This is a genomic window from Arthrobacter dokdonellae, from assembly GCF_003268655.1.
GTDB classification, from domain to species: domain Bacteria; phylum Actinomycetota; class Actinomycetes; order Actinomycetales; family Micrococcaceae; genus Specibacter; species Specibacter dokdonellae.
Window position 1 is genome coordinate 856,633 of sequence record NZ_CP029642.1, and the last position, 23,816, is coordinate 880,448.

18 protein-coding genes and 3 pseudogenes are annotated in these 23,816 nt (G+C 65.1%); 11 read left to right on the plus strand and 10 right to left on the minus strand.

All coding sequences use genetic code 11. The features are described from left to right. Positions 1–17: 17 nt before the first annotated feature. Positions 18–980 (minus strand): sugar-binding transcriptional regulator, encoded by a 963-nt coding sequence (locus DMB86_RS03925; protein WP_171814355.1) that lies wholly within the window; start codon positions 978–980, stop codon positions 18–20. 305 nt (positions 981–1,285) lie between these two features. Between DMB86_RS03925 and DMB86_RS03930 the strand changes: the two genes are divergently transcribed. The 5 genes and pseudogenes from DMB86_RS03930 to DMB86_RS21585 form a co-directional block, all read left to right on the plus strand. Further along, on the plus strand, positions 1,286–3,133 hold the full coding sequence (locus DMB86_RS03930) for an ABC transporter ATP-binding protein (RefSeq protein ID WP_113716639.1): 1,848 nt from the start codon (positions 1,286–1,288) through the stop codon (positions 3,131–3,133). Between the two features lie 59 nt (positions 3,134–3,192). Continuing rightward, entirely contained in the window at positions 3,193–4,875 is a 1,683-nt protein-coding gene (locus DMB86_RS03935; RefSeq protein WP_113719326.1) for an ABC transporter ATP-binding protein, read from the plus strand. 122 nt (positions 4,876–4,997) lie between these two features. Continuing rightward, positions 4,998–5,138 (plus strand): hypothetical protein, encoded by a 141-nt coding sequence (locus tag DMB86_RS20500; RefSeq protein ID WP_171814356.1) that lies wholly within the window; start codon positions 4,998–5,000, stop codon positions 5,136–5,138. Positions 5,139–5,273: 135 nt separating this feature from the next. Next, positions 5,274–5,717 (plus strand): annotated as a pseudogene (locus tag DMB86_RS03940) (LLM class flavin-dependent oxidoreductase); the annotation flags it as partial. Continuing rightward, positions 5,717–6,330: pseudogene (locus DMB86_RS21585) on the plus strand (putative sulfate exporter family transporter); the annotation flags it as partial. The pseudogenes DMB86_RS03940 and DMB86_RS21585, both read left to right, overlap by 1 nt. Before the next feature lie 65 nt (positions 6,331–6,395). Here DMB86_RS21585 and DMB86_RS03950 read toward each other — a convergent pair. The 5 genes and pseudogenes from DMB86_RS03950 to DMB86_RS03970 form a co-directional block, all read right to left on the minus strand. Then, positions 6,396–7,337: a CobW family GTP-binding protein gene (locus tag DMB86_RS03950; RefSeq protein ID WP_171814357.1), complete on the minus strand. Its 942-nt coding sequence runs from the start codon at positions 7,335–7,337 to the stop codon at positions 6,396–6,398. An 8-nt stretch (positions 7,338–7,345) separates the two neighbouring features. Next, a complete protein-coding gene (locus tag DMB86_RS03955) occupies positions 7,346–9,025 on the minus strand; it encodes an amidohydrolase (RefSeq protein WP_113716641.1) in 1,680 nt (559 codons plus the stop codon). A gap of 141 nt (positions 9,026–9,166) precedes the next feature. Beyond that, on the minus strand, positions 9,167–10,657 hold the full coding sequence (locus DMB86_RS03960) for an MFS transporter (protein WP_113716642.1): 1,491 nt from the start codon (positions 10,655–10,657) through the stop codon (positions 9,167–9,169). A 379-nt stretch (positions 10,658–11,036) separates the two neighbouring features. Further along, positions 11,037–14,228 carry a type I restriction endonuclease subunit R gene (locus DMB86_RS03965; RefSeq protein WP_113716643.1) on the minus strand — a complete coding sequence of 1,064 codons (3,192 nt, stop codon included), beginning with the start codon at positions 14,226–14,228 and terminating at the stop codon, positions 11,037–11,039. 269 nt (positions 14,229–14,497) lie between these two features. After that, positions 14,498–14,752 (minus strand): annotated as a pseudogene (locus DMB86_RS03970) (PDDEXK nuclease domain-containing protein); the annotation flags it as partial. 105 nt (positions 14,753–14,857) lie between these two features. On the opposite strand from DMB86_RS03970, the gene DMB86_RS03975 reads away from it, so the two are divergent. The 3 genes from DMB86_RS03975 (at position 14,858) to DMB86_RS03985 (ending at position 16,239) form a co-directional block, all read left to right on the plus strand. Continuing rightward, positions 14,858–15,226 carry an SPW repeat protein gene (locus tag DMB86_RS03975; RefSeq protein ID WP_113716644.1) on the plus strand — a complete coding sequence of 123 codons (369 nt, stop codon included), beginning with the start codon at positions 14,858–14,860 and terminating at the stop codon, positions 15,224–15,226. Positions 15,227–15,350: 124 nt separating this feature from the next. Beyond that, complete coding sequence (locus DMB86_RS03980) at positions 15,351–15,977, plus strand: TetR/AcrR family transcriptional regulator (RefSeq protein WP_227878587.1); 627 nt, start codon at positions 15,351–15,353, stop codon at positions 15,975–15,977. Positions 15,978–16,038: 61 nt separating this feature from the next. Then, the gene (locus DMB86_RS03985) at positions 16,039–16,239 is read left to right on the plus strand and encodes a hypothetical protein (RefSeq protein ID WP_113716646.1); all 201 of its coding nucleotides are present in this window, start codon (positions 16,039–16,041) and stop codon (positions 16,237–16,239) included. 206 nt (positions 16,240–16,445) lie between these two features. Here the strand turns inward: DMB86_RS03985 and DMB86_RS03990 are convergent, their stop codons facing one another. Further along, a complete protein-coding gene (locus DMB86_RS03990) occupies positions 16,446–16,787 on the minus strand; it encodes a MerR family transcriptional regulator (protein ID WP_227878588.1) in 342 nt (113 codons plus the stop codon). Between the two features lie 177 nt (positions 16,788–16,964). Between DMB86_RS03990 and DMB86_RS03995 the strand changes: the two genes are divergently transcribed. The 3 genes from DMB86_RS03995 (at position 16,965) to DMB86_RS04005 (ending at position 18,405) form a co-directional block, all read left to right on the plus strand. Then, the gene (locus DMB86_RS03995) at positions 16,965–17,414 is read left to right on the plus strand and encodes an Hsp20/alpha crystallin family protein (RefSeq protein ID WP_113716648.1); all 450 of its coding nucleotides are present in this window, start codon (positions 16,965–16,967) and stop codon (positions 17,412–17,414) included. Between the two features lie 240 nt (positions 17,415–17,654). Further along, positions 17,655–18,017, plus strand: coding sequence for a DnaJ domain-containing protein (locus tag DMB86_RS04000; protein WP_171814358.1), 363 nt, complete (start codon positions 17,655–17,657; stop codon positions 18,015–18,017). A 13-nt stretch (positions 18,018–18,030) separates the two neighbouring features. After that, complete coding sequence (locus DMB86_RS04005) at positions 18,031–18,405, plus strand: hypothetical protein (protein WP_113716650.1); 375 nt, start codon at positions 18,031–18,033, stop codon at positions 18,403–18,405. A 680-nt stretch (positions 18,406–19,085) separates the two neighbouring features. Here DMB86_RS04005 and DMB86_RS04010 read toward each other — a convergent pair. The 3 genes from DMB86_RS04010 to DMB86_RS04020 all read right to left on the minus strand — a co-directional run bounded on the left by DMB86_RS04010 (position 19,086) and on the right by DMB86_RS04020 (position 23,812). Continuing rightward, on the minus strand, positions 19,086–20,552 hold the full coding sequence (locus tag DMB86_RS04010) for an amino acid permease (RefSeq protein ID WP_113716651.1): 1,467 nt from the start codon (positions 20,550–20,552) through the stop codon (positions 19,086–19,088). A 303-nt stretch (positions 20,553–20,855) separates the two neighbouring features. Continuing rightward, positions 20,856–22,055: a restriction endonuclease subunit S gene (locus DMB86_RS04015; protein WP_113716652.1), complete on the minus strand. Its 1,200-nt coding sequence runs from the start codon at positions 22,053–22,055 to the stop codon at positions 20,856–20,858. Continuing rightward, the gene (locus DMB86_RS04020; RefSeq protein ID WP_113716653.1) at positions 22,052–23,812 is read right to left on the minus strand and encodes a class I SAM-dependent DNA methyltransferase; all 1,761 of its coding nucleotides are present in this window, start codon (positions 23,810–23,812) and stop codon (positions 22,052–22,054) included. The genes DMB86_RS04015 and DMB86_RS04020 overlap by 4 nt, the downstream gene beginning before the upstream one ends. Positions 23,813–23,816 lie beyond the last annotated feature (4 nt).

The window sequence follows — 23,816 nt, forward strand, 5'->3', positions numbered from 1 at the left end:
CGTCCCGGCTGCCGACGTTAGCGTGCAGTGGCCAGAAGCTCCCGCGCGGTGGATTCGTCCGTGACCAGCTCGTTGACATAGCCTCCGCGGATGGCCGCCGCCAGCGGGACCACCTTTGCCGGCCCGGCCGTGACCATCATGCGCCGCGGTATCTTCAGCAGGTCGTCCAGCGTGATGCCGATTAACCGGTCGGTGACTTCGGAAACCACCTCGCGGCCCTGATGGTCGAAGAAGTGGCCGCAGAGGTGGGCCGCCGCGCCCGCAGCCGCCAGTTCCGCCAGCGAGGCGGGCGAAACGGGGCTGTAGGTGCCGGTGCCGTCGAAGCGCTGCATGGAGCCCAGGCCGATCAGGGCCAGGTCGCTGTTCGGCCCGAGTTCCAGCCCATGGGCCACGTCCGGGGATTCCAGCGCCTTGGTCCTGGCCGCGGGATCCCGATACAGGAAGTTTGCCGGCACGGGGACAAAGTTCCCGCCCAGCTGCTGGCAGATGTGCTCGCCGACGTGGATGCGCTCGTCGCCGGACCGGTCCAGGCGCGACGGGCAGGCGAGCAGGTCGATCACGGTCAGCCCGCTGTGGACCCCGGGGCTCAGCGACTTGGCCACCGAAGACAGCGTCCGGCTGGCGGCCACGCCCAGCTGGCGCACGCCATCCAGGTGGGTTTCCAGATAGCGGGCGGCCACGTAGCCCAGCCGGTTGTTCTTTTCGTAGAGGGAACGCGGCCGGTCCATGGAGATGACGCAGTCGTTGAGCCTGAACGTGGTCCGCAGGCGGGCCTCAAGCTCCGGCATGCGGTCCACGGGCGGGCCGATCCGGATCTGCACCACGCCGCGCCGCTTGGCCTCGGCGAGCAGTCGCGAAACCGTGGCCCGGGAGAGGTTCTGCGCGGACGCAATCTCCAGCTGGGTGGCGCCGGACATGTAGTAGAGATGGGCCACCGTCTGCACCAGCTGGTCATGGCGCAAGGCGTGGTCTGTGGCCAAAGCCGTGCCCCCTTCCCGTGTTGCGCGGCTGTTCTGCCGCAAGTGCCTACCCATGATTCTAGAAGATGGCGCCGCGGACTGCCCGTCCAGCGCCCGGTCAGGCGGCCGCCGCCGTCCCGAAAAGCACAGGAAGGCACCGAAGATGCCGCCAAAAGGCTTCCCCATGGAGGATATTTTGCGTTAGGGTAAGTAATTGTGAGATAGAAGTGCAGCCGCCCCCACTGATCGCTGATCGCGCCCCGCCCGAGGAGCGCTGGATCGCGTCCGTTCCGCCTGCCGCCCACCCATTTTTCTAGAAGGCCCCTGTGCGTTCATTTCCCTATCCCGACGCCGGTTCCCCGGATCTCCGTTCTCCCTCACGTTTCCTGTGGTGGCTGGCCCGTGCCGAACGCGGCACGCTCCTGGCCGGTGTGGTGTACGGCTCCGTCTGGACCGCCTGCCAGGCACTGACCCCGTTTGTGCTGGGCCGCGCCGTGGATCAAGGCATCGTGTCCGGCAATTTCGGCAGGCTCCTGCTGTGGGTGGCCCTGCTGGTTGGCCTGACGCTGCTCCAGTCCATCTTCGCGACGCTGCGCCACCGCACGGCCGTGAGCAGCTGGATGCAGGCCGCGTACCGGTCCGCGCAGCTGGTGGGCCACAAGGTCACCCGCAGCGGCGACGCCCTGCCGCAAAAGTTCTCCACGGGCGAGGTGGTCTCCACCTCGGCGTCGGACGCGATGCGCATCGGTGAAATCTACGACCTGTGCGCCCGCCTGGCCGGCTCGGTGGTCGGTTATCTGCTCGTGACCTATCTGGTCTTTCTCTCATCCTGGCAGCTGGGACTGGTCGTCCTGCTGGGCGTCCCGCTGTGCGGGGCCATGCTGCTGTTCGTGATCCGGCCGCTGCAGCGCCGTCAAAAGGAACAGCGGGAGGCTGCCGGGAAGATGACGGCACTCGGCGCCGACACCGTGGCGGGGCTGCGCGTCCTGCGCGGCATCGGCGGCGAGCACATCTTCGTGGAACGCTACCGGGAGCGCTCGCGGGACACGCAGCGGGCCGGCAACAAGGTGGCGCATTCACTCGCCGACCTCAACGCCGTCCAGGTCCTGGTGGTCGGCGCCTTCAGTGTCGCCTTCACATGGATCGGTGCGCTGCAGGCCGTGTCCGGACAGATCGAGCCGGGCCAGCTCGTGGCGCTGTACGGCTACGCGGTCTTCCTGGTTTCCCCCATCCGCACCGCCGCCGAGGCCGTCTCCCGCTTCATCCGCGCCCACGTCGGCGCACGCCGCATCATTGACGTGCTGTCCACCCCATCCGCCGTGCACGACGCCGGCACCACCGTTCCAGGACCATCCTCACCGTCGGCCCTGGTTGACACGGTCACCGGCGTGGTGGCCGTCCCCGGCACGCTCAGCGCCGTGGTCTCCGCCGACCCCGCGGAATCGGCCGCGCTGGCCCGGCGGCTGGGCAGGTTTGAGGACGCCGTGCTGCGGGAGGCCCAGGTGCGCTGGGGCGATGCCGCCCTGCACCTGGTGCCCCTGCGCGAGGTGCGGCGGCGCATTGTGGTTTCCGACGCCGAGCCCCAGCTGTTCACCGGAACCCTGCGCGAGGAGCTGGACCCGGAGGGGCGGCACAGCGACGCCGAGATCAAGGCCGCCCTCGACGTGGCCAGCGCAGCCGATGTCTTTGACGCCCTGGAACACGGCCTGGACGATGAGGTGACGGAGAAGGGCCGCGGCTTCTCCGGCGGCCAGCGCCAGCGCCTGACGCTGGCCCGTGCCGTGCTGACCGATGCGGAGGTGCTGGTGCTCATCGAGCCGACCAGCGCCGTGGACGCCCACACGGAACGGCGCATTGCCACGGCCCTGCGCCGCAAGCGCGGTGCGGCGGGGAACACCACGGTGGTGGTGACCGCCAGCCCGCTGCTGCTTGGCGCCATGGACACGGTGACGTTCCTGGAAGGCAGCACCGTCCGGGCGCAGGGGACGCACCGGGAACTGCTGGACACCGTCCCGGCCTACCGCCAGGTGGTGATCCGCGGGGAAGGGATGGACGGCCACGCCGGCACCCACACAACCAGCCGCGCCACCGCACGTGCCGGCGCAAACGCCACGGACGGCGTCGAACGTCCCAAGGAAGACCGGGAATCAGTAGAAGAAGGGGCCCAGCGGTGAATGAATCCCAGCTGCCCGTGGCGGATTCCGCCAAGGTCCGGGCCGAGGGGCTGCGTCTCATGGGCCAGCACCGGCGGCCGCTGACCTTTGTGGTGGGCCTGTACGTGCTCGCCGCCGTCGCCGGGCTGGCCGGGCCGTTCCTGCTGGGCCGGCTGGTAGATGCCATCACCCGCGGGACGACGCCCGGCTTCGTGGCCGCGGTGGCCCTGGGCCTGGCCGGCTTTGTGCTGGTGCAGGGGCTGCTGTCCCGGTGGGCGCAACGCACCGGCATGGTGCTGGGCGAAAAGGTCTTTGCCCAGCTCCGCGAGGAATTCATGGAGCAGGTGACCTCGCTGCCGCTCTCCACGGTGGAAAAGGCGGGCACCGGCGACCTCGTCTCCCGGACCACGAACGACGTCGACGCCGTCTCCCACACCGTGCGCTTCGGCGTGCCGCAGGTGCTGGTCTCGCTGGCGACCATCGCCCTGACCGTGGCCGCGGCGGTCTTCACCAGCCCGGTGCTGGCCGTCGCCCTGCTGGTGGGCGCGCCGCTTCTGGTGCCCGCGACGCGCTGGTACCTCAAGCGCGCCACGGCCGGCTATCTTGCCGAGCGCGAAAGCTACGCCGTGCTCAACGGGGCCATCACCGAAACCATTGAAGGCGCCCGCACCGTTGACGCGCTCAGCCTGGGCGCGCACCGTCGCCGCCGCATCGACGCGGCCCTGCGGGGCTGCTTTGAGCGGGAGAGATACACGCTGGGGCTGCGCACGGTGTTGTTCCCGGCGGCGGAATTTTCCTTCTGGCTCCCCGTGGCCGGCGTGCTGCTGTGGGGCGGCTGGCTGGCCTCGCAGGGCACCGTCACGGCCGGCATGGTGGCCACCGTTGCGCTGTATGCCATGCAGCTGATCGATCCCGTGGACATGTTGATCATGTGGATTGACGAGATCCAGGTGGGCGCGTCGTCGCTGGCCCGCATCGTGGGCATCCGCAACGTCGACGCGGACCGCACGGCCACGGATGCGGTGCCGGTGGGCGACACCCTGGTGGTGGACAGGGCCCGCTACGCCTACCGAGAGGGCCACGACGTGCTGCACGGGATCGACCTCACCCTGCGGCCGGGCGAGCGGCTGGCGATGGTGGGTCCCTCCGGCGCGGGCAAGTCCACGCTGGGCCGCCTGATCGCCGGCATCCACCCGCCCACGGACGGCACGGTCTCGGTGGGAGGGGTGCCGCTGGTGGACCGCCCGCTGGACGAGCTCCACGGCGAGGTGGCGCTGGTGACCCAGGAGCACCACGTGTTCGTGGGCACGCTGGCGGACAACCTGCGCCTGGGCAGGTCCGGCGCAACGGACGCCGAGCTGGAAAAGGCCCTGTCCGACGTCGGCTCCCTGGCGTGGGCGCGCGCCCTCCCCGACGGGCTGGCCACCGAGGTGGGCTCCGGCGCCCACACCCTGACGCCGGGGCAGGCGCAGGAACTGGCGCTGGCACGGCTGATCCTGGCCGACCCCCACACCCTGGTGCTGGACGAGGCCACCTCGCTGATCGACCCGGCAGCCGCCCGCGACCTCGAGTTTTCCCTAGGCGCAGTGCTGGAGGGGCGCACCGTCGTGGCGATCGCGCACCGCCTGCACACCGCACACGACGCCAACCGGGTCGCCGTCGTGGACAAGGGCAGGATCACGGAGCTGGGCTCGCACGACGAACTGCTGGCGCTGGACGGATCCTACGCGTCGCTGTGGAATTCCTGGCGGCAGGAATCCTGACCGTGGGCGCCGGCATGCCGGCCCTGTTGGACGGTGGGAAATCGGCGTAACGTTCAAGAGGGGAACGGTTTGGACCGCACGGCCCGAAGCGAACCTGTTCATGGACGTAAGGAGTGTTCACCATGCCTGACAAACAAGCACACCACCACGAGCACAAGAAGCTGGACAAGGGCCACGCCATCAAGGCCAAGCGCGCCGAGAAGAAGGCACGCGGCGCCGCCGGCGAGAACGCCGACCCGGTGGCGCACATCAAGAAGCGCTAAAACCGGCCGGTGGTCGAGCAGCGAGCTCTGCGAGCGCGTCGAGACCCGGACTGCCGCCCCGCACGGGCTGTCCATGCAACCGCATGGAATAGGCCGCCGCGGGGCGGCGTTGTGCGCAGCCTGGAATCCACCGGCGTGAAGCGCATCGGCTTTCTTTCCTTTGGGCACTACGGCACCGGCCGCGGCTCGCAGACGTCGTCCGCCCGGGAGGCCCTGCACCAGGGGATTGAGCTGGCCGTCGCCGCCGAGGAGATCGGCATTGACGGCGCGTTCTTCCGCGTGCACCACTTCGCACGCCAGCAGGCGTCCCCGTTCCCGCTCATGGCCGCCATCGCCGCCCGCACCAGCCGGATCGAAATCGGCACCGGCGTCATCGACATGCGTTATGAAAACCCCCTCTACCTGGCGGAGCAGGCGGCGGCCACGGACCTGATCAGCGACGGCCGGCTGCAGCTGGGCGTCAGCCGCGGCTCGCCCGAGCCGGCCCTCAACGGCGCGGCCGACTTCGGCTATTACCCGGAGGACGGCGAGACGGCGGCGGACATGGCCCGCCGGCACACGGCCCGGTTCCGCGACGCCTCTTGGCCACCGGATTCTCCATTTGCGGCGCATCGGCAATCGGTGCCATGAGCGGGGTTACCAAAACGGACCACCGCGACACGGTTGTCCCCATTGCGCTTGTCACCCTGTGCGGCACACTGGCCATCGGTGTGCTGCCGCTTCTGCAGGTCCCGCTGGGCCTGAACTCGGTGCAGTTTGGACATTGGGGGGCCAGTGTTCACGACGTCGGGCAGGTGGTTGCAACGGCCCAGACCGCCGGACCCGCAGCCCTGGCGGGGGCCTTGCTCATCAAGCTGACACGTGTGCTTATGCTGGCCCCAATGGTCAGCGGGGTGTCCTTGGCGAAGCGCTACGCGCACCGGCGCCGCCTGGCCGCTGCCGTCCGGGAAGCCGGCGTGGACCCGGCCGGTGATGTGGCCGTGGATTCAGGCGACTGAATCTGCTGCCGGCAGAGGCACTGGGCGTGGCGGCGACAGCCCAGGACCTGCTCCTCGCAGCTGCGCTGTTCGGACTCGGGGCATCTGTCCGCATCCGCTCTCTGATCAGCACCAGTGGTCGTGCCATCATCGCGGCGCTGCTGTCCTGGGCGCTGATCGCCGTGCTGGCCTACGTCGGAGTTCATTTTATCTAGGACCCGGCGCCGCCGGGAATAAACGGTCTCACATAACCACACGGCCGCAGTACTTCCTCGCTGCTTCACCGGGTTGCCGTTCCACGAACACCTCGCACTCCAGCGAAAGCCAATTCCGCTTTTTGCAGGGATCTGTGGGGGTCTTGGCCGGTGGCTATCAAGACGATCCCCGGATATCTCGGCTCCGGGGCCCCGGCGTCCCGCGGACTCACGTCAACACGTCCTGAAGACAATTGCACCTCATACCAATCTCCGCCGATGTCCTGCAATGTCCCCTTGGCCCGGATAAGGCGTTGAGCCTGCCCGGCCAGGATACTTGTCACGATCTTGACCGCGACAGCCCCGGAAAATTCAAGTGTGGTGCTGGCATGCGCATCTACGTGATGGTCCGGCTCCGACGGCGTCCCGGCGCCCCGACACTGCCTCGTGGCATCAGCCGGGGCGAAGGCCAGGGCTGCGGCTGTTGACGGATCCAGGGGGTCTTGGACAATCAGCCGCGCGTGCGGGGCTGCTGCCTCGCACGCGCGGCCGGCCGCGGCAATCTCCCGTTCGGTGGTCAGATCCGTCTTGGTCACCAGAACCACCTCTGCCGCATGCATCTGACGTTGCACCGTGTCTCCGACATAGGGATCGCGCAGCAGCCGCATCACGGTGGTGGCATCCGCACACACTGCCACAACCCCCGGGGTGAACCCCGGATAGTCGCGCCAGTTGGCCAGTTCCCCGGGATTGCCCACGCCGCTGACCTCGCACAAGACGTTGTCCAGGTCCTCGCGTGCTGCCAGCGCAGACATGGTGCGGGCCACGTCATCATTGAGCTGGCAGCAAATGCACCCATTGGTCAGCTCGATGGTGTCGCCGTCGGCGGAAGCAATCAGGTCGGCGTCGATGTTCACGCTACCGAAATCATTGACAACCACGGCGGTCCGGCCCGGAAGCACACCCTCGAGGAGGCGATTGACGAGCGTTGACTTGCCGGACCCCAGGTAGCCGCCGATGATTGACAAGCGTGCATTCACCGCGCGCCGACTTCCACCTGGGCCCGGACGTTGCTGGCGTGGTGCGTTCCTCCCACGACGGTTCCCAGCACCCTGATGTTGCCCACTTCCTCGGCCGGAACCGCCAGCGGGTCCTCGGCCAATACCGCCATGTCGGCAAACTTTCCGGCTTCCAATGAGCCGACTTCATGATCCATTTTCAGCATGAAGGCACCTCCCAAGGTGATGGCCTCCAGTGCCTGCTGCACGCTGATGCGTTCTTCCTGACCCATGATGCGCCCGGAAACCGTCAGCCTGGTTGCCGCGTGCTTCACACTCTGCAGCGGGCCCAGGGGGGTCACCGGTGTGTCCGAGTGAAGGGAGAACGGCACACCGTGACGCAAGGCGGTGGCGGTGGCGTTCATTCGTGCGGCGCGGTCCGGACCAACAGTGATGTCGATGTGCTGGTCGCCCCAGGCCCAAATGTGGTTGGCAAAGATATTGGCGCAGGCGCCCAGGGCCGCCATCCGGCGGTACTGGGCGGCCGTGCTCATTTGCGAATGGGTGCAGGTGTGTCGGTGGTCCGGTCGCGGGTACTTGGTGAGGATTGCCTCAAGCGTGTCCAGGAACAACTGGGTGGTTTGGTCCCCGTTGCAGTGCACGTGCACCAGCAGTCCTGCCCGGTGGAAGGTCTCGAAGGCCTCCAGGAATTCCTCCGGGGTCACCGCCCAAATGCCATTGGGCTGGCCGTCCAGGTACCCTGGTTCCTGCAAACGTGCGGTGAAGCCCTGAATCGAGCCGTCCAACATGAGTTTGACATTGCCCAATTTCAACTTGTCAGTGGAGAGATCCCGCAGGCTGACCAACCGTTCCGCGGCTTCGGGCAAGGATAATGTAACTTGCCCCACGCCGACTCCGAAGTGGAACACATTCAGCCGGGCCGGATAATCCCCGGCCACTGTTTGTTGGTAGAGTTCGACGCCGGCGTCCTGCATCAAGGTCATGGACCCCAGATCGGTCAGTGTGGTGGTGCCCGTGTTCACCCCGTCTTGGGCGAAGGCCCGCATGGCTGCAGCACTAATGCCCATCAGCCCGCTGCCCTGGGTCAGCTTCCCCACCAGCGCCATGGCGGCAAACTCTCGCAATTCTCCCGTGGGGTTGCCGGCCGCATCCTTGACCACGCCGCTGACATTGGTGCTCGCATCTATTCCGCAGAGGCGGAGGGCCGCGGAGTTCACTGAGCAGAGGTGCCCGCTGACGTGACTGATGTGGATGGGGCGGGTGGCCGACACCCGGTCAAGCTCCCTGACCGACAAACGCTGGCCCGTGAAATAGATCGGGTCAAGGCCCCAGGCGAGCAACGGAACCCCGGGGTCCTCCAGCCGCTTCTCGGCCTCAATCAACCGATCGACAACATCATCCAGCGTCAGGCACCCGGGCCAGCGCCGGCCTTGCGGATCGGTACGATCGACCAGGCCCACGTAGGTATTGGCCCATACTGCGCCGGATCCCGCGTGGCTATGTGCCTCGATGAAGCCGGGCAACAGCACGTTGTCGGCATAACGTTCGTCGAGCACAGCCCCGGGATACGCCATGAGTTCCTTGAGGCTTCCCACTGCACGGATTCGATCCCCGCGCACGGCCACGGCTTCGGCCGTGGGACGTGCTGGATCCATGGTGCGGACAACGCGGGCGGGGTAGACGATGATGTTTTCCATGAAGACTGGCCTTTCGATGGTGGCATTGAAACTGGGCTTGCTTGCGACAAACGCTCTTGCCGGGCCGGAGACGAGTTCCGGGCCGGCGAACGCTCTATTGGGTGGATGCCGTGGATTCAGGGGCGACTGATTGCCGTGCCATCAACTCACCTCCAACACTCTCGCGGTCACGTTCTCCAGGGGCGCCGGTGTCTGGTCGGTTTCGGAGGCCGTGTGCTCAGGATGCCTGCTCGGTACGAACATCAGGGCCATGACGCTGATCGCCAGAGCGCCGATACCGACGCCCCATACGGTTTGGTAGGCACCCAGCGCGGCACCCAACCCAGGTCGAATCGTCGCGGCCAAGATGACTCCGAACACGGCCCCGCCAACCGCACCGCCAAGGGTCTTGAGTGAGTTGTAGATGCCTGTGGCGATTCCTGTCTGGTCCCGTGGCGAGAGTTCGGCAACCATGGACGGAAGGGCCCCGAGGATCATGCCAAAGCCCAGACCGTTCAATCCCTGGTTGACCATGAATATGGCAAAGCTTGCGTGAAAGAAGATCAACAGCAAGTTGGCGGCCATCGCCATGCAGGCGCCCAAAATCAATACGCCACGAATCCCGATTCCCCGGGCCACATAAGCGAAAATCGCTGCGCCGACACACGCCACCAGGGTGAGAGCGGCGGAAATGAGTGAGATTCTGCCCGGTTCCAGGCCAAAGCCGAATCCCGACCGGTCCGGACGCGTTGCCAAGAAGGTGGTGGTGACGGTCTGCGTTCCGAGAAGTACGGTTCCCAACATGAATGAGGACAAATATGGCGGCCACATGGCCCGAGAACCCACCAACCGAAGGTTGATCGCCGGATGCTCACGGCGCAATTCCCAGGCAATCCACAAGCCCAAGACCATCAGGCTAATTGCCAGGGGGGCCAGCACCTGAACAGATCCAAATCCGTTCTTCTGGATTCCGCTCAGGCCAACGAGCAACAGGATCATGAAAATGCCCAAACCGATGAAACCAACCAAATCGATCTTCGACTTCGCCCTGACCGAGGACTCCGGCACGAGGAAGACGACGACCACGGCGCACAGCGCGGTCACAACGGCCGGTGCAAGAAGCACCACGGTGAAATTCAGGTGCAGGGACGAGAGCGCCCCGGCGGCAAGCATACCCAGCAGGCTGCCAATGGTCAGGGATGAGATCAGCAACCCCACGGATTTACGTGCCTGGTCGCCGCTGATCTTGTCATGGATCAAGGCGATCTCCAGCGGCAGCCACACGGAGAGCGGGCCGGTGAGCGCACGCCCGATGAGCACCAGTGAATAGTTTTGTGAGAACGCCACGAAACAAACCCCCAGCAGCACCAAGAACACCGCAATTCTCAGGATTCGTCGGTGGCCAAACATGTCTCCGAGCTTGGCCAGGATGGGAATGCTGACTGCCGAAGACAAAGTCCAGACCGAAATGAACCACGTGATGTCCGCATCATTGATTCCCCAGCGCACGGTCATGGTTCCAAAGAGCGGTATGTAGAACCCCTGCACAAATCCACTCGTCAGTTCGACGAAGATGAGAAACCCGACAACAGCCTTCATGGTGAGTGCGCCGGTCTCTGGAACGGATCGGGGCACAGCAGTATTACCTGACATATGGCTCTCCTAAGATCATCGTTGGCTACGATTTCTTCCGGGCCGTGCCCCACTCCGTCATCTATCCCATCGGCGGGTGCAGTTGCGTGTGCAACTACCCGATAGAAAGAACCCTTGACAGGCTTTACCCGGTCAAACAATTTCTCAAACTTGTGACATGGGCCACTCTGCCCGAGTTTATCCGGGCGTGACAGGTCCAGTTTGTCGTGAACTGGTGGTACCACCACCATGCCCCATGGCAGTCGGCGGTGCATTGCCGGCGACGATCCCCGAGTGCCAAGGGGCCGTCAGGGCCGGCGACTGGCGCAGGCCCCGGCCTGCGAAACACACGGGGCCTTTTTCTTGACCCGGCCGCCTACGCCCACCTCGGCCTCCGGCGTCAGCCCCGCGCCTCCGCAAACCGTGGCGCCATGGATTCCATCTGCTCCATGACCAGCTTGATGGCCTCGGGCTGCTTGTCCGGCGGGTAGCCGTTGCGGACCAGAAGCCGCTTGATGGAGGACCGCAGCTTGGCGCGGACGTCGTCGCGCACGGTCCAGTCGGTGCGGATGTCGCGGCGCATGACGCCCACCAGCTGGCGGGCGATTTCCGCCAGCACCCCCGTGCCCATGACGTCGACGGCGGATTCGTTCTCTGAGACGGCATCGTAGTAGGCCAGCTCGTCCCGGTCCAGGGGCGGGTCGAAGGACTTGCCCCTGTCGCCTTCCTTGGCGATTTCCTGCGCCATCGCCACCAGCTCCGCAATAACCTCGGCGGACGTGAGCTGCTGGTTCGTGTACTTGCGCATCAGTTCGGTGATGCGTTCGGAGAAGGCACGCTGGCGCACAATGTTGTTCCGCGTGGTCGCCACCGACTCCTCGGACACCAGCTTCCGCAGCGCCTCGATGGCCAGCTGGGGGTTCCGGGCGCCCTTCGTCTTGGCGATGAACTCGGGGGTGAGGTCGTCCAGCGACGGCTTGGGCATGCCGGCCGCCGAGTAGATGTCCAGCACCTCGCCCGACTGCGTCGCCCCCGCGATCAGCTCGCCCAGCAGCCGCTGGATGTCCTCGGGGATGGGCTCGCCCGAGGCCTGCCGGTCGGCGGCATCGTACTTGGCCATCCACACGCGGATCTCCTCGTACATCTGCACCTCGGGCCGCAGCTGGGCGAGGGCGGCCGAGCCCGAGCACAGGGCCCAGGCCCGCGAGAGCTGACCACTGTAGCGGCGGTACCTGGCGGCCAGGGTTTCCTCCCCGTCCGACGGCGCGTTCCCCGGTGTTGCCGGGCTGCGCAGGTAGGCGGTGGCCCCGGTGGCGGCGTTGATCCAGGCCTTCGGGCCACCCCTGTTCAGCACGGACTTCCAGTCGTAGCCGGCCAGCAGCTGCCCGAGGGTCCCCAGCAGGGTGACGGTCATGGCGATGGCCTCGTCCACGTTCCTGCCCACCGGCTTGTTCGCCTGGTCGGACTGCGTGTATTCGCCCAGCGCCTTGGCGAGGTTGTCGGCCAGCGGCGCGTAGGCCACCAGCAGCCCGTCCTCCTTGCCGCGGAAGGTGCGGTTCACCCGGGCCAGGGTCTGCATGAGCAGCGCGCCCTTCAGCGGCCGGTCCAGGTACAGGGTGTGCAGCGGCGGGGCGTCAAAGCCGGTGAGCATCATGTCCTTGACGATCACCAGTTCCAGCTCGTCGTCGGGGTTCTTGAGCCTGGCCTTGATGGCGGCGTTCAGCGAATCGCGCCGCACATGAAGGGACACCGGGGGCGTGTCCGTCGCGTCGCCGGAGTAGACCACCTTGATCCTGCCGGCGTCGAGCTCGTCGGAGTGCCAGCCGGGCCGCAGTTCCACGATCGCCGCATACAGCCTGGCGCAGATCTCCCGGGTGCCGGCCACGATCATGGCCTTGCCGGGCCCCTCGATGAACTTGTGCATGACGGCCCGGCGGCCCTCCCAGTGCGCCACCAGGTCCCCGGCCAGGGCGGCGATGCGCTCCGGCGCGCCGTACACGGCGTTGACGACGGCGACGCTCGCCTCGATGCGGGCGCGTTCGGTCATGTCCAGGCCCACGGTCGCGTCGTCGGCCGCGGCGTCCAGCTGCTCCTCGGTCACGGACCCGGCCAGCCCCACCTTGATCAGGCGCGGCTCGAAGTAGACGGGCACGGTGGCGCCGTCGTCCACGGCCCGGGTCAGGTCGTAGATGTCGATGTAGTCGCCAAAGACGTCGCGGGTGTTGCGGTCCTCGAAGGAGATCGGCGTGCCGGTGAAGGCGATGAGTGTTGCGTGCGGCAGGGCGTCGCGCAGGTGCCGGGCGTAGCCGTCCAGGTCGTCGTAGTGGCTGCGGTGGGCCTCGTCCACCACCACGATGATGTTCCGCCGGTCGCTGAGGAGCGGGTGGTCCGTGCCGGCCTCCTTCTCGGCCTGGCTGCGGCCAAACTTCTGCAGGGTGGTGAAGTAGATGCCGCCGGTGGTGCGGTTGCTCAGCTCATCGCGAAGTTCCGAGCGGCGCCGGACCTGGCGCGGCTTCTCGGGCAGCAGCTGGCTTTGCGCGAACGTCTCGTACAGCTGGCCGTCGAGTTCGTTGCGGTCCGTGATGACCACCACCGTCGGGTTTTTCAGCCGCGGGTGGCGGATCACGCGGTTGGTGTACAGCTCCATTTCCATGGACTTGCCAGATCCCTGGGTGTGCCAGACGACGCCGGCCTTCCCGTTGGATTCGACCGCCTGGACCGTGTTTCCCACTGCCTTGGTGACGGCGAAGTACTGGTGCGGCTTGGCGATGCGCTTGCTCAGCCCGTCAGCGTTTTCGTCGAAGGCGGTGAAATCGTTGAGCAGCTGCAGGAACCGGTCCTGGTTGTACAGGCCCATCAGGGCCGTCTCCATGCCGGTGACAGCCTCCCCGTCCAGGGTGAAGCCCGGCGGAACGGGGACGCCGTCGTCGTCGACGTTCCAGGGGGAGAAGTGGTTGAACGGGGTGAAAGGGGTGCCGTACTTGGCCTGGATGCCGTCGCTGGCGAGGGTGAAGACGCAGAAGCGGAAGGCCATGGGGAATTCGCGCAGGTAGGTTTGCAGCTGCGCGTGGGCGGCGGCGAGGTCGGCGTGGGCGCTGCCGGCCTTCTTCAGCTCGACGATGCTGACGGGCATGCCGTTGCAGTAGAGGACCAGGTCGAAGCGGCGCTTGTAGTCCCCCGCCACGAGGGTGACCTGGTTGACGGCAAGCCAGTCGTTCCGGTCCGGGTCGGCGCTGAGCAGGTGGATGGTGGCGTTGACGTCGGACCCGTCGCTGTCGATGTAGCTGAGCCGGTAGCCGTGGACCAGGTAGGCGTGGATGCGCTGGTTTTCGGTGATGGCGTCATTGGACGTGGGGGCGGTGATTTCCGCGAGCGCCTGCTTGAGGTACTGCAGGGGAACCGTGGGGTTGAGCTTTTGCAGGGCGGCGAGAATGCGGGGGCGGATGAGCAGCTCCGACCACGATTCGCGCTCGTCCCTGCCGGGCGCGATCTCCTCGCCGGGCTTGGGCCGCCAGCCCAGCGGCTCGGCCAGCTGCTCAAGGGCAAGGCCCTCCCAGTCGGCCTCGGAAAAGCCGGTGCCTGCCACTGCCATGATTGTTCTCCCCGCGTGCGTCTGGACTTGATGTTGACGGTACCAGCAGGGGGTGCTTCCTGCTCCGTTGCGGGCCGGTAGGAGGGGTTATCAGCGTCATGGGCGGGCATCCTGAAGGACGATTTCGGCGGCCCTTCCTGAAGGCGGATCCGCCCTCTCGCCTGCCAGCACCCGTTGCCCAGTTCCGCTTCCAGGAGTTCGACGCTCAGCAGCGTGGATTTGAACTCCTTCGGCAGGGAGGCCGTGATTTGGGTTTTCCATTCGGCCACGCCAATCGGTGCGCTGTCACCGCGCAGGGCGTATGCGGCCACCACGTTGTTATTGCTTCTGCATAGCAGCAGGCCCATGGTCGGCTTGTCGTCCGGGTGGGGCACCAAGTCGTCCAAGGCAGCCATGTGCATGCCCAGCTGGCCGGAATGCCCGGGATCGAACGTGCCGGCCTTAAGTACAATCACCACAAAGCTGCCAAGCCGGAAGTGGTAGAACCACGGACGACTGCCGCTGGGTACCATTTGCCCATCCATCTTTTTCCTGGCGGGTGAGGATGTCACGGCCAAAGCTCTTGACCGGTTGGTCAATCAGGAGTAAATCTGAAGATGTCAACGACCTATTAGAGGAAGGTGAGGTCGATGAAAAAGTGGACCAAATGGCAGAACTGGGTGGCCGTCGCGGCTGGCTTGTATGCTGCCTTGGCACCGATCTGGACAACGAGTGACGGCAAGGCCGCAACGACGCTGGTCGTATTGGGGATTCTCACGATCATTGCGGGACTGGTCAATCTGTCCATGCCGCGCATGCCGTCGGTGGAATGGGCCCAAGGAGTCCTGGGCGTGCTGCTCTTTATCTCTCCGTGGGTGCTTGCCTTCACGGCCATGACGGGGGTCGCCGTCACTGCCTGGATTTGCGGCATTGTCACCATTGTCGTCACGGCATGGGCTTTGCCCTCGCTCATGAAGGCACGCGAAGACCAGCACCATCACCGTCCGGCAGCCGCCTAAGTCCGCCTACCACAGGGCTCCGGCCTCCCGGGGCTGGAGCCCCATGCCAACAGGGAACGATTGAGGAGCCTTGGTTCCACAGGCCCCTAAAACTGTTCCCGGGGCACGAGGAATGGAGGAGACGGTGGGCACAAATCGGTTTCGGGAACACCCCGAACAACGCGGGGACGCCAGGGCGCTCATTCTGGATTCCGCTGAGGACCTTATCGCCCAACACGGTTTCAGCGCCACGTCCACGGCCTCGATCGCCCGGTCCGCCGGGGTTGCGAAGGGGCTGCTCTTCTATTATTTCCCGGCCAAGGCCGACGTGTTGGTGGCTCTCATGGCCGAGCGGCTGCCGGCTACCCACCTGGACGCCGAGCTACTAGCTGTTCCGGGGGACCCTGCTGCCGGACTGATCGGGACGTTGGATGCCTTGAACCTCAGCGACCACAAATCTGCCGTGCTGCGCGTGATCCTCTGGCGCGAGGCTGATACCCACCCGAAGGTACGTGCCCAACTACGCAGGCTCCAACGGAATCTGGAACGCGACACCGCTGCCATATTGCGTCGTTGTCTGCCCGACATCGCCGATGCCCAACGGATCAAGGACTGCGCCGTGACATGGGTCAGTACGATTTTTTCCGCAGCCACTGAAGACAGGCTTTCCGACCTCGACGGGCTCCCCCGCCGCGGCAGGGAGCACCTCAAGGCTATGGCCAACATCTTGGCCGCGAGCCTGCACGGGCCTGGCCTCGCACCGGCTACATGAGGCCCGGGACCAACCCAAGCCCTTTCATGTTCTAAGTTGAAATCCCTTCAAGGAGGCAGTCATGAGTGAGGTATTCGAACCGTTGGACCCCGTGGACGCAGCGGCCCTGGCCGACGGGACCATAGCCCCCGACGACGCCAGGGCCATGGATGAACAGGACCCCGAACCTGGCCTGGACAGTGAGCGGCCCGTGGTGCTCGAGGACGAGCCCGGGAATGCGACGAACCCGGAGGGGAACTCCGATCAAGGCCTGGACCAGTAGAAGGCCTGCCGCCTAATCCAGGCTTAACCTTTCACCCTTCCGGGTCTCGAATCAGCGGGGGGATCCGACAACATGAACGATTAGAGCAGGCAGGGGCGACGGGGGGCCATCTGGCGCGCAGGGCCGCATCGCCTCACAGTGGTGCGGCCCATCGCAGGATCCACAATTTTCCGCTGGCAGCCCGTGACCACCATGCGTACATGAGGTCACCGCGGCTCAGTTGCATCTGTCTTGTTCCGGGTTTGCCGTGGCGTAGCTCCGGGGTCGGCAGCCCGGTCAAGGAGTTGTGACCGCAAAGACTGGTTTTCGTTTTCCAGGGTCAGGACGAGGCGGATGCCGGAGAGGTTGAGCCCCTGCCCGAGCAGTTCCGCGATCCGCCGCAGGGTCACCAGATCATCCTCGCTGTAGCGCCGCGTGCCGCCTTCGGTGCGCCCCGGCTCCAGCAGTCCCCTGCGTTCGTAGAGCCGGAGGTTTTGCTGGCCTGTGCCGACAAGTTCTGCCGCGACGGAGATCGCATACACGCCACCTGTGTTCGGATTGAGTACCACGATAGTTCGCTCCCTGATTGTCTTCTGATTTGCGAAGAAATGCCCCTTGCATCAGTATGCCTGTCGTGTTATAAAAAATCTATGTCAGTCACGATAGGTCGTGGCGGGCATGCGAGAACTGAACACACGAACAAGCGACACTGAGATCAAATGGCGTTGTAAAGGAGTGAATAAGCCATGTTGATGCGTACAGACCCGTTCCGTGAACTCGACCGGCTCGCCCAGCAGGTGCTGGGAACCGCAGCCCGACCGGCAGCCATGCCGATGGACGCGTGGCGCGATGGGGACACCTTTGAGGTTGAATTTGACCTCCCGGGCGTGGCCCCGGAGTCCATTAACCTGGATGTGGAACGCAACGTCGTCACCGTGCGGGCCGAACGTCCGGCGCTGGACGGGGAGAAGGAGATGCTCGCAGCCGAGCGGCCCCGGGGCGTGTTCAGCCGCCAGCTGGTCCTGGGCGAGAACCTGGACACGGAGAACATCCAGGCCAGTTACGACTCCGGTGTGCTGACCTTGCGCATCCCGGTGGCCGAGCAGGCCAAACCGCGCAAGATCGCGATCACCACGAAGGCCGGTGACCGCCAGGCCATCACGAAGGACGGTGACCGCCAGTCCATTAATGCCTAAACTGCCCTGGGGCAAAGGCATTTCCCGAGACCGGGACGGCAGCGCAGCGGCTGTCATAAAAAAGGGGCGGTAGCCATACGGCACGCCACAGCGCCTTACGCGCAATGAAAAGTGGCCGCTGGTCCCTGCCTTCCCGTACCGGCGGTCCCCGGCCCCCATGGCTGGGGACCGCCTCAACCACCAATGGACGCCTCGCGTTGGTGCAGGGGGCCACGAGGCTGAGAGGACGTGTGAGCAATCGTGACTGGTTCGCCGGACTTTTATGCTGTGCTGCATTTGGGTCCCGAGGCCACCGGCGCAGAAGTGCACCGCGCCTACAGGTCCCTGATGCGCCGCCACCATCCGGACACCCGCCCGTCGCCGGCCACAGCCGAGCAAGCGTCCCGCGAGCGTGAGCAGCTGGCGCAGATCATGGACGCCTACACCGTGCTGGCAGACCCGGTCCAGCGGGACCGCTATGACCGCGGCCAGCTGGCAAAAGCGGGCGCAGCGGCATTCCATCCCGGCCCGTCCAACGGGGCGCGCGTGTACAAGCCGGGCGCACCTACGCATGGGCAGCCGCCCATCGTCGCTGGTCCGCTGCAGTGGGAACCACCCCGGTAGGAAGGACACATAAATGAGTGCATGGCACCGCTTCGACTCTCCCTTGCTGCCGGTTTTCCAGGAACGCTTCGAGCAGCGTTGGGGCAAGGGCACCGCACCGTTCCTGGATCCGGAACTCCACGAAGAGCCGTTGCCCCGGGCTCAGTGGATCAACGCCGACACCGGGGCCGCGTTGGCCGTCGTCCCGGTATGGTCCGACGACGACGACATTCGCCGCTCGTTCGCAGTGCTCTACCTGCCACCGGCAGGGGACATCTGGCTGCTACGACCTGGGATAACCAATTACATCCAATCCCCACGCAAGGACCACATCACCCTGCGCAATGACGCCTTCAAAAAGGCTGTCGACCATGCCGAAGCCTTCATCCATGGCCCCGGAGGCCACTAACCGATTCACGGAACTTGGGCTGTTGCCCGTGGACAAGAAAAATTCTTCCAGCACGGCACGTCCCACCGGCCGCGGCACCCTGGGATCAATGCCGAGAACACGTTGCCTGGCGATTATTGTGCGCCGGGGAGCAGCGGTGCCTTGGCCCGGGCAGCGGTACGGGCGCTGGTGGGCATTTCCCCCGGACCCTCTGGAGCCTTGTCAGTGACTGCGGGACTGGCCCGGCGGGCGCTGAGGTGGACCAGGACCGAGGCCCGGCCACAATGTGGGCATATAGTTTCACCCGGACCCGTGGGATCGGGGCATTGAACCCCGTCGCGAAAGAAATAGTCCCGCGCGTGGCCGTGGCCATCCTCCACATGCTGGGCGTCATAGTCGGCCACCCAGGCATGCCCACAGCCGGTGCAGGTAAAAATGAACCGTTCAACTGAAATTTCCTTAAGAATCATGGTCCTCCCCTCCCCATCACCCCGTCAGGTCTCGTGCGCCAAGGCGGCCGCGCCCGACGTGTTGCCTCGCGCCATCGGCGCCCTCTCATCCATCATGCCACCATGACGGCGTTAAATCTATATCGACGACCATAGGTCTGTTCCCGTTGGAGCTGGTCAGAAGGATCGGCCTTCGACAGCCACAGGCCGATCCGCCGCCCACGTTTCGTCGCTATTGATTGCCTGGAAGGACTATGAACCGGGCCGTTCGACGGCGGGGGCGGCGTCGAGTTCGCTGTGCCGGGGGCTGTCCGGGTTCATCAGCGAGTGCTTGCGGCTGTACGTGAAGTAGATGACCAGGCCGATCGCCAGCCACACCACGAAGCGAAGCTTGGTTTCCCAGGACAGCTGCCAGATCAGGAACAGCGAGAACAGCACGCCCACCGCGGGGACGGCGGGCATGAACGGCAGCCGGAAGGTGCGCGGCGCATCCGGCTTGGTGTAGCGGAACACGATCACGGAAATGCAGACCACCACGAATGCGGCCAGAATGCCGATGTTTGTCAGGTCGGCCACCAGGCGGATGGGGAAGACGCCGGCCAGGAAGGCTGAGCCCAGCCCGGCAATCCACGTGACGCGCCTGGGTGTGCCGCGGTGGTCCACCTTGGAGAACCACTTGGGCAGCAGCCCGTCGCGGCTCATGGAGAACCAGACGCGGCTGACGCCGAGCAGGAAGGTCAGCATCACGGTCAGGATGGACAGCACGGCGAAAACGGAGATGATGCTGGCTATGACCGGCAGGCCGACGCCGGTGAAGGCGGAGGCGAACCCGGCCGTGGGGTCGATGTTCTTGTAGTTCTGCATGCCGGTCAGCACCAGGGTCGCGGCGACGTAGAGCAGCATGGCGATCACCAGGGACATGATGATGGCCTTGGGCATGTGCTTCTTGCCGTCCTTGGCTTCCTCGGCCGCCGTGCTCATGGCGTCGTAGCCGAACACGGCGAAGAAGACGGTGGCCGCGCCCGTGACGACCGGGCCGAAGCCGCTGGGCATGAACGGGTTGTAGTTGTGCGCGTTGACGTAGAACATGCCCAACCCCACGATGAACAGGATCAGCACAATCTTGATGGCCACGGCCGCGAGTTCGAACCGGCCCAGCGCCTTGGTGCCGCGGCTGAGGATCCAGGTGACCAGCAGGCAGACGAGGATGGCGGGCAGGTTGATCAGGCCGCCGTCTTCCGCGGTGGCGGATATGGCGTGTGGCAGGTGCATGCCGAAACCGCCGAGGAAGGCGTTGATGTAGCCGGAGATGCCGATGGCGACGACGGCGACAATGGCGATGTACTCCAGCAGCAGGTCCCAGCCGATGAACCAGCCGGTCAGCTCGCCCAGCGCCACGTACCCGTAGGTGTAGGCGGAGCCTGCCCGTGGGATCATGCCCGCGAATTCCGCGTAGGACAGCGCGGCGGCGGCGGAGGCCAGCCCGGCGATGAGGAAGGAGATCAGCACGGCCGGCCCGACGCCGGGATGGCTCGGGTCGCCGTGGGCCACGAGCCCGGCGAGCGAGAAGATGCCGACGCCGATGATGCCGCCGACGCCGATCGCGGTCAGCTGCCACAGACCCAGGGATTTGAGCAGGCCGCTCTTTGCGCTCTCAATGTCCATCTCGGCGATCGGCTTGCGCCGCCAGACGGACTGTGGGTTTGGGGTTGTTGCCATGCGCGGGTCTCCTTAGTGGACGGCGCCATCCGGTACCTCTAGGGGAGTGCCGGTCTGGCCGTCGCGTGATCTAAATTACTGCCTCTTTAGTTTGCCGTCCACCATCCATTATGAAAAGTGACTTCTCTTAAGTAGTATTCGTAAGCTGTGCTCACTTATCTGTCTGCATCTGCTTGCACGGCGCTAACGGTCGCGGGCGGTTCTGGCGCCGACAGAGGAGCTTTCGGTGGCATATCCCGTCAGCCGGCCTGGAAACCACGTCCAGGCCGTCCACTGCCAACGGCTATTGGCAGTTCCCCGCCCTTAAACCGCTGCAGCGACAAGGGCTTGGGCTTCCTTGACGCGGAGTTTGCCGGACATCAGCTGCGGAAGCAGCGCGTCGCGGGTGGCGCCGAGAGTTCGGTTTTCTGCTCGCGTTGTGGCCACCCTTGCTCCAATTGCAGTAACTTGTGCCAACACTGAAATGGGTATTGAACTTGGGCTTGGAACCAATGTTGCTAGCAAGTCGCTGGGTCTCACCCGCTGATGGCTGCTAGAGGTGCCTGCAACTTGGGTTTCAAGCGAAGCGCTGAATGAAGGCTGCGAAAGCATGGCCCAGATGACTGCCGTGGACACTTGCTTCGGTTCCAAGACCAGGAACTCAGTAGACGCGAGCGAGGGGATATCTGGCATAGTCGCGACGTCCCAGACCCTTGGGAAGCGCGGGTTTAGCTTAGAAATGAGAACGGACGGCCGCTCGATCAAGAACTTATTGCTCTTGATGGTTGAGGGTTCGCAGAATTCCGGGCTTTGGTCCACGTCGAAGGCAGGCAAACTGAAGTGAGCCACTTTGTCCACAGGCATCGACTCCGGATTGGTCGACGTCTTGCGATGCTCAACGATTTCGGAAATCGGCACAGTGGCTGGATAGGCCGTCAACAATGTCGTCATCAGGCCAGTTGCTGTGTCAGCAAGTTTGGTGTTGGCGGCGATCTTGTCGTCGAGGGCGCCCAGGACTTCTGCGATGGCGCATTGCTCCTGCAAGGGGGGGAGCAGAAGAGTATGGGCCTTGACGATGTCTGTCTTCAAATTAGTGAAGATAGAGCCGTTCCCCTGACCTGCCAAGTGCTTTCTGTCATTCAAAAATATATAGTAGAAGAATTTAGGATCGATGCCTCGAAGATTTCGGAGCAGTAGCCAGCCATCGTGAATGCAGGCTTCGATTCCTAAGATTTTCGGAATGCCTGGTGTCGCGCTGTTGGACAGGATTAGATCGCCGGGACGAACTACAACACTCTTACTTCGTCCCTCATGGCGGATAAATTCGCGCGTCCTTGTTATGTACCTCGAGGGATCTGCTGTGGCGTCAGCGATTTTGATCCATGGTGTCCCCTCCGGCACTATCCATTCGTGGATCGGACGTGGAGAGGCTCCTCGGGTTACATCGCAAAGCTCATCTACCCGTTTCAAAGGCCATTCGGGCGTGATATCAAATAAGTAATTGAACGAATCTGGAAGGCTCATGAAACCCTCCCCAGCTGCTCGCGCACAACCGCCGCAAGGCGCTCGGACTCGTCGAATTGGGCAAAGAGCTCGGCGGAGAGCCGTGCAATCTTTTCCTCGATCGGCTCGCCGTCGTCCTCCACGTCGGCGGCGCCAACGTAGCGGCCCGGGGTCAAGGCGTAGTCGGCGGCCTTGATCTCGGCGAGGGAGGCTGAGTAGCAGAAGCCGGGGACGTCGGCGTAGGGGGTTTCGGCAGGGCTCTGGGCCTCCGGGTCTCGACGCGCTCGCAGAGCTCGCTGCTCGACCACCGGGAGGGTCTCGACAGGCTCGACCACCGGGAGGGTCTCGACAGGCTCGACCACCGGAGGCTCGACCGGCGGGGATGGCTCGACCACGGGCGGGGTGCCGCGCCAGGCGTGGAAGGTGCCCGCGATCTTGGCAATGTCCTCGTCGGAAAGGGCCCGTTCGGCACGGTCGACCATGTGGCCCAGGTTTCGGGCGTCGATGAACAGCACCTGACCGGTCCTGTCCACAGACCCGCCAGAGCCGGCAGTCTTGTCCTTCGCAAAGAACCACGTGCACACGGGGATGCCGGTGGAACGGAACAGCTGGGTGGGCAGCGCCACCATGCAGGAGACGAGGTCCGCCTCCACGAGCTGGGCGCGGATCTCGCCCTCGCCGCCGGAGTTCGAGGACATGGAGCCGTTGGCCATGACCACGCCGGCGGAGCCGCCCGGGGCCAGCTTGGAAATGATGTGCTGGATCCACGCATAGTTCGCGTTTCCGGCCGGCGGGACGCCGTACTTCCAGCGGGGATCCGACTCCGAACGCGCCCAGTCCTTGATGTTGAACGGCGGGTTGGCCATGATGAAGTCGGCCTGCATGTCCGGGTGCTGGTCGCGGGCAAAGGTGTCGCCCCAGCGCGAGGCCAGGTTGCCGTTGAGCCCGTGGATGGCCAGGTTCATCTTCGCCATCCGCCAGGTGCGCTCGTTGAGCTCCTGGCCGTACACGGAAATCTCCGAGCCCTCCTTGTTGTGGGCCTCCAGGAACTTCTCGGCCTGGACGAACATGCCGCCCGAACCACAGGCGGGGTCGTACACGCGGCCGTGGTCCGGGCGCAGCACCTCGACGAGCACGCGGACCACGCCGGCGGGGGTGTAGAACTCGCCGCCGCGTTTGCCCTCGGCGCGGGCGAACTTCTCCAGGAAGTACTCGTAGACCTCGCCGAGGAGGTCGCGGGCCTTCGTGGCGCCCTGGCCGGTGAACTTGGCCGAGTTGAACAGGTCCAGCAGCTCGCCCAGGCGGCGCTGGTCCACGTTGTCCTTGTTGAAGATCATCGGCAGCGTTGCCGCCAACGACGGGTTCGAGCCCATCACGTACGCCATGGCGTCGTCGATGAGCTCGCCGATGCTCTTGGCGTGCTCGTCCAGGGTGGCCTGGGTGCCCTTGGCGTTCTGCGCCAGGTACGTCCAGCGGGCGCGGGCCGGGACCCAGAACACGCCGCGGCCGGTGTATTCGTCGACGTCGTCGATGAGCTGGCCGATCTGCTCCTCGTTCAGGCCGTCGGCCTCCAGTTCGGCGCGGATCTGCTCGCGGCGCTCGTCAAAGGCGTCGGAGACGTACTTCAGGAACACGAGCCCCAGGATGACGTCCTTGTACTGTGAGGCATCCATGGACCCGCGCAGCTTGTCCGCGGCCTTCCACAGGGTGTCCTTGAGTTCCTTCATGGTGGACGGGGCGGCGTCCAAGTTCTTCGCGGTGCTTTTCTTCGGGGGCATTGAA

Excerpts from the sequence above, each read along its gene's own strand:
- DMB86_RS03935 (WP_113719326.1), top strand. The coding sequence starts at position 3,193 with ATGGGCCAGCACCGGCGGCCGCTGACCTTTGTGGTGGGCCTGTACGTG.
- DMB86_RS03960 (WP_113716642.1), bottom strand. The coding sequence starts at position 10,657 with ATGTCAGGTAATACTGCTGTGCCCCGATCCGTTCCAGAGACCGGCGCA.
- DMB86_RS03985 (WP_113716646.1), top strand. The coding sequence starts at position 16,039 with ATGAGTGAGGTATTCGAACCGTTGGACCCCGTGGACGCAGCGGCCCTG.
- DMB86_RS04010 (WP_113716651.1), bottom strand. The coding sequence starts at position 20,552 with ATGGCAACAACCCCAAACCCACAGTCCGTCTGGCGGCGCAAGCCGATC.
- DMB86_RS04020 (WP_113716653.1), bottom strand. The coding sequence starts at position 23,812 with ATGCCCCCGAAGAAAAGCACCGCGAAGAACTTGGACGCCGCCCCGTCC.
- DMB86_RS03955 (WP_113716641.1), bottom strand. The coding sequence starts at position 9,025 with ATGGAAAACATCATCGTCTACCCCGCCCGCGTTGTCCGCACCATGGAT.
- DMB86_RS03995 (WP_113716648.1), top strand. The coding sequence starts at position 16,965 with ATGTTGATGCGTACAGACCCGTTCCGTGAACTCGACCGGCTCGCCCAG.
- DMB86_RS20500 (WP_171814356.1), top strand. The coding sequence starts at position 4,998 with ATGCCTGACAAACAAGCACACCACCACGAGCACAAGAAGCTGGACAAG.
- DMB86_RS04015 (WP_113716652.1), bottom strand. The coding sequence starts at position 22,055 with ATGAGCCTTCCAGATTCGTTCAATTACTTATTTGATATCACGCCCGAA.
- DMB86_RS03965 (WP_113716643.1), bottom strand. The coding sequence starts at position 14,228 with ATGGCAGTGGCAGGCACCGGCTTTTCCGAGGCCGACTGGGAGGGCCTT.
- DMB86_RS03975 (WP_113716644.1), top strand. The coding sequence starts at position 14,858 with ATGAAAAAGTGGACCAAATGGCAGAACTGGGTGGCCGTCGCGGCTGGC.
- DMB86_RS04005 (WP_113716650.1), top strand. The coding sequence starts at position 18,031 with ATGAGTGCATGGCACCGCTTCGACTCTCCCTTGCTGCCGGTTTTCCAG.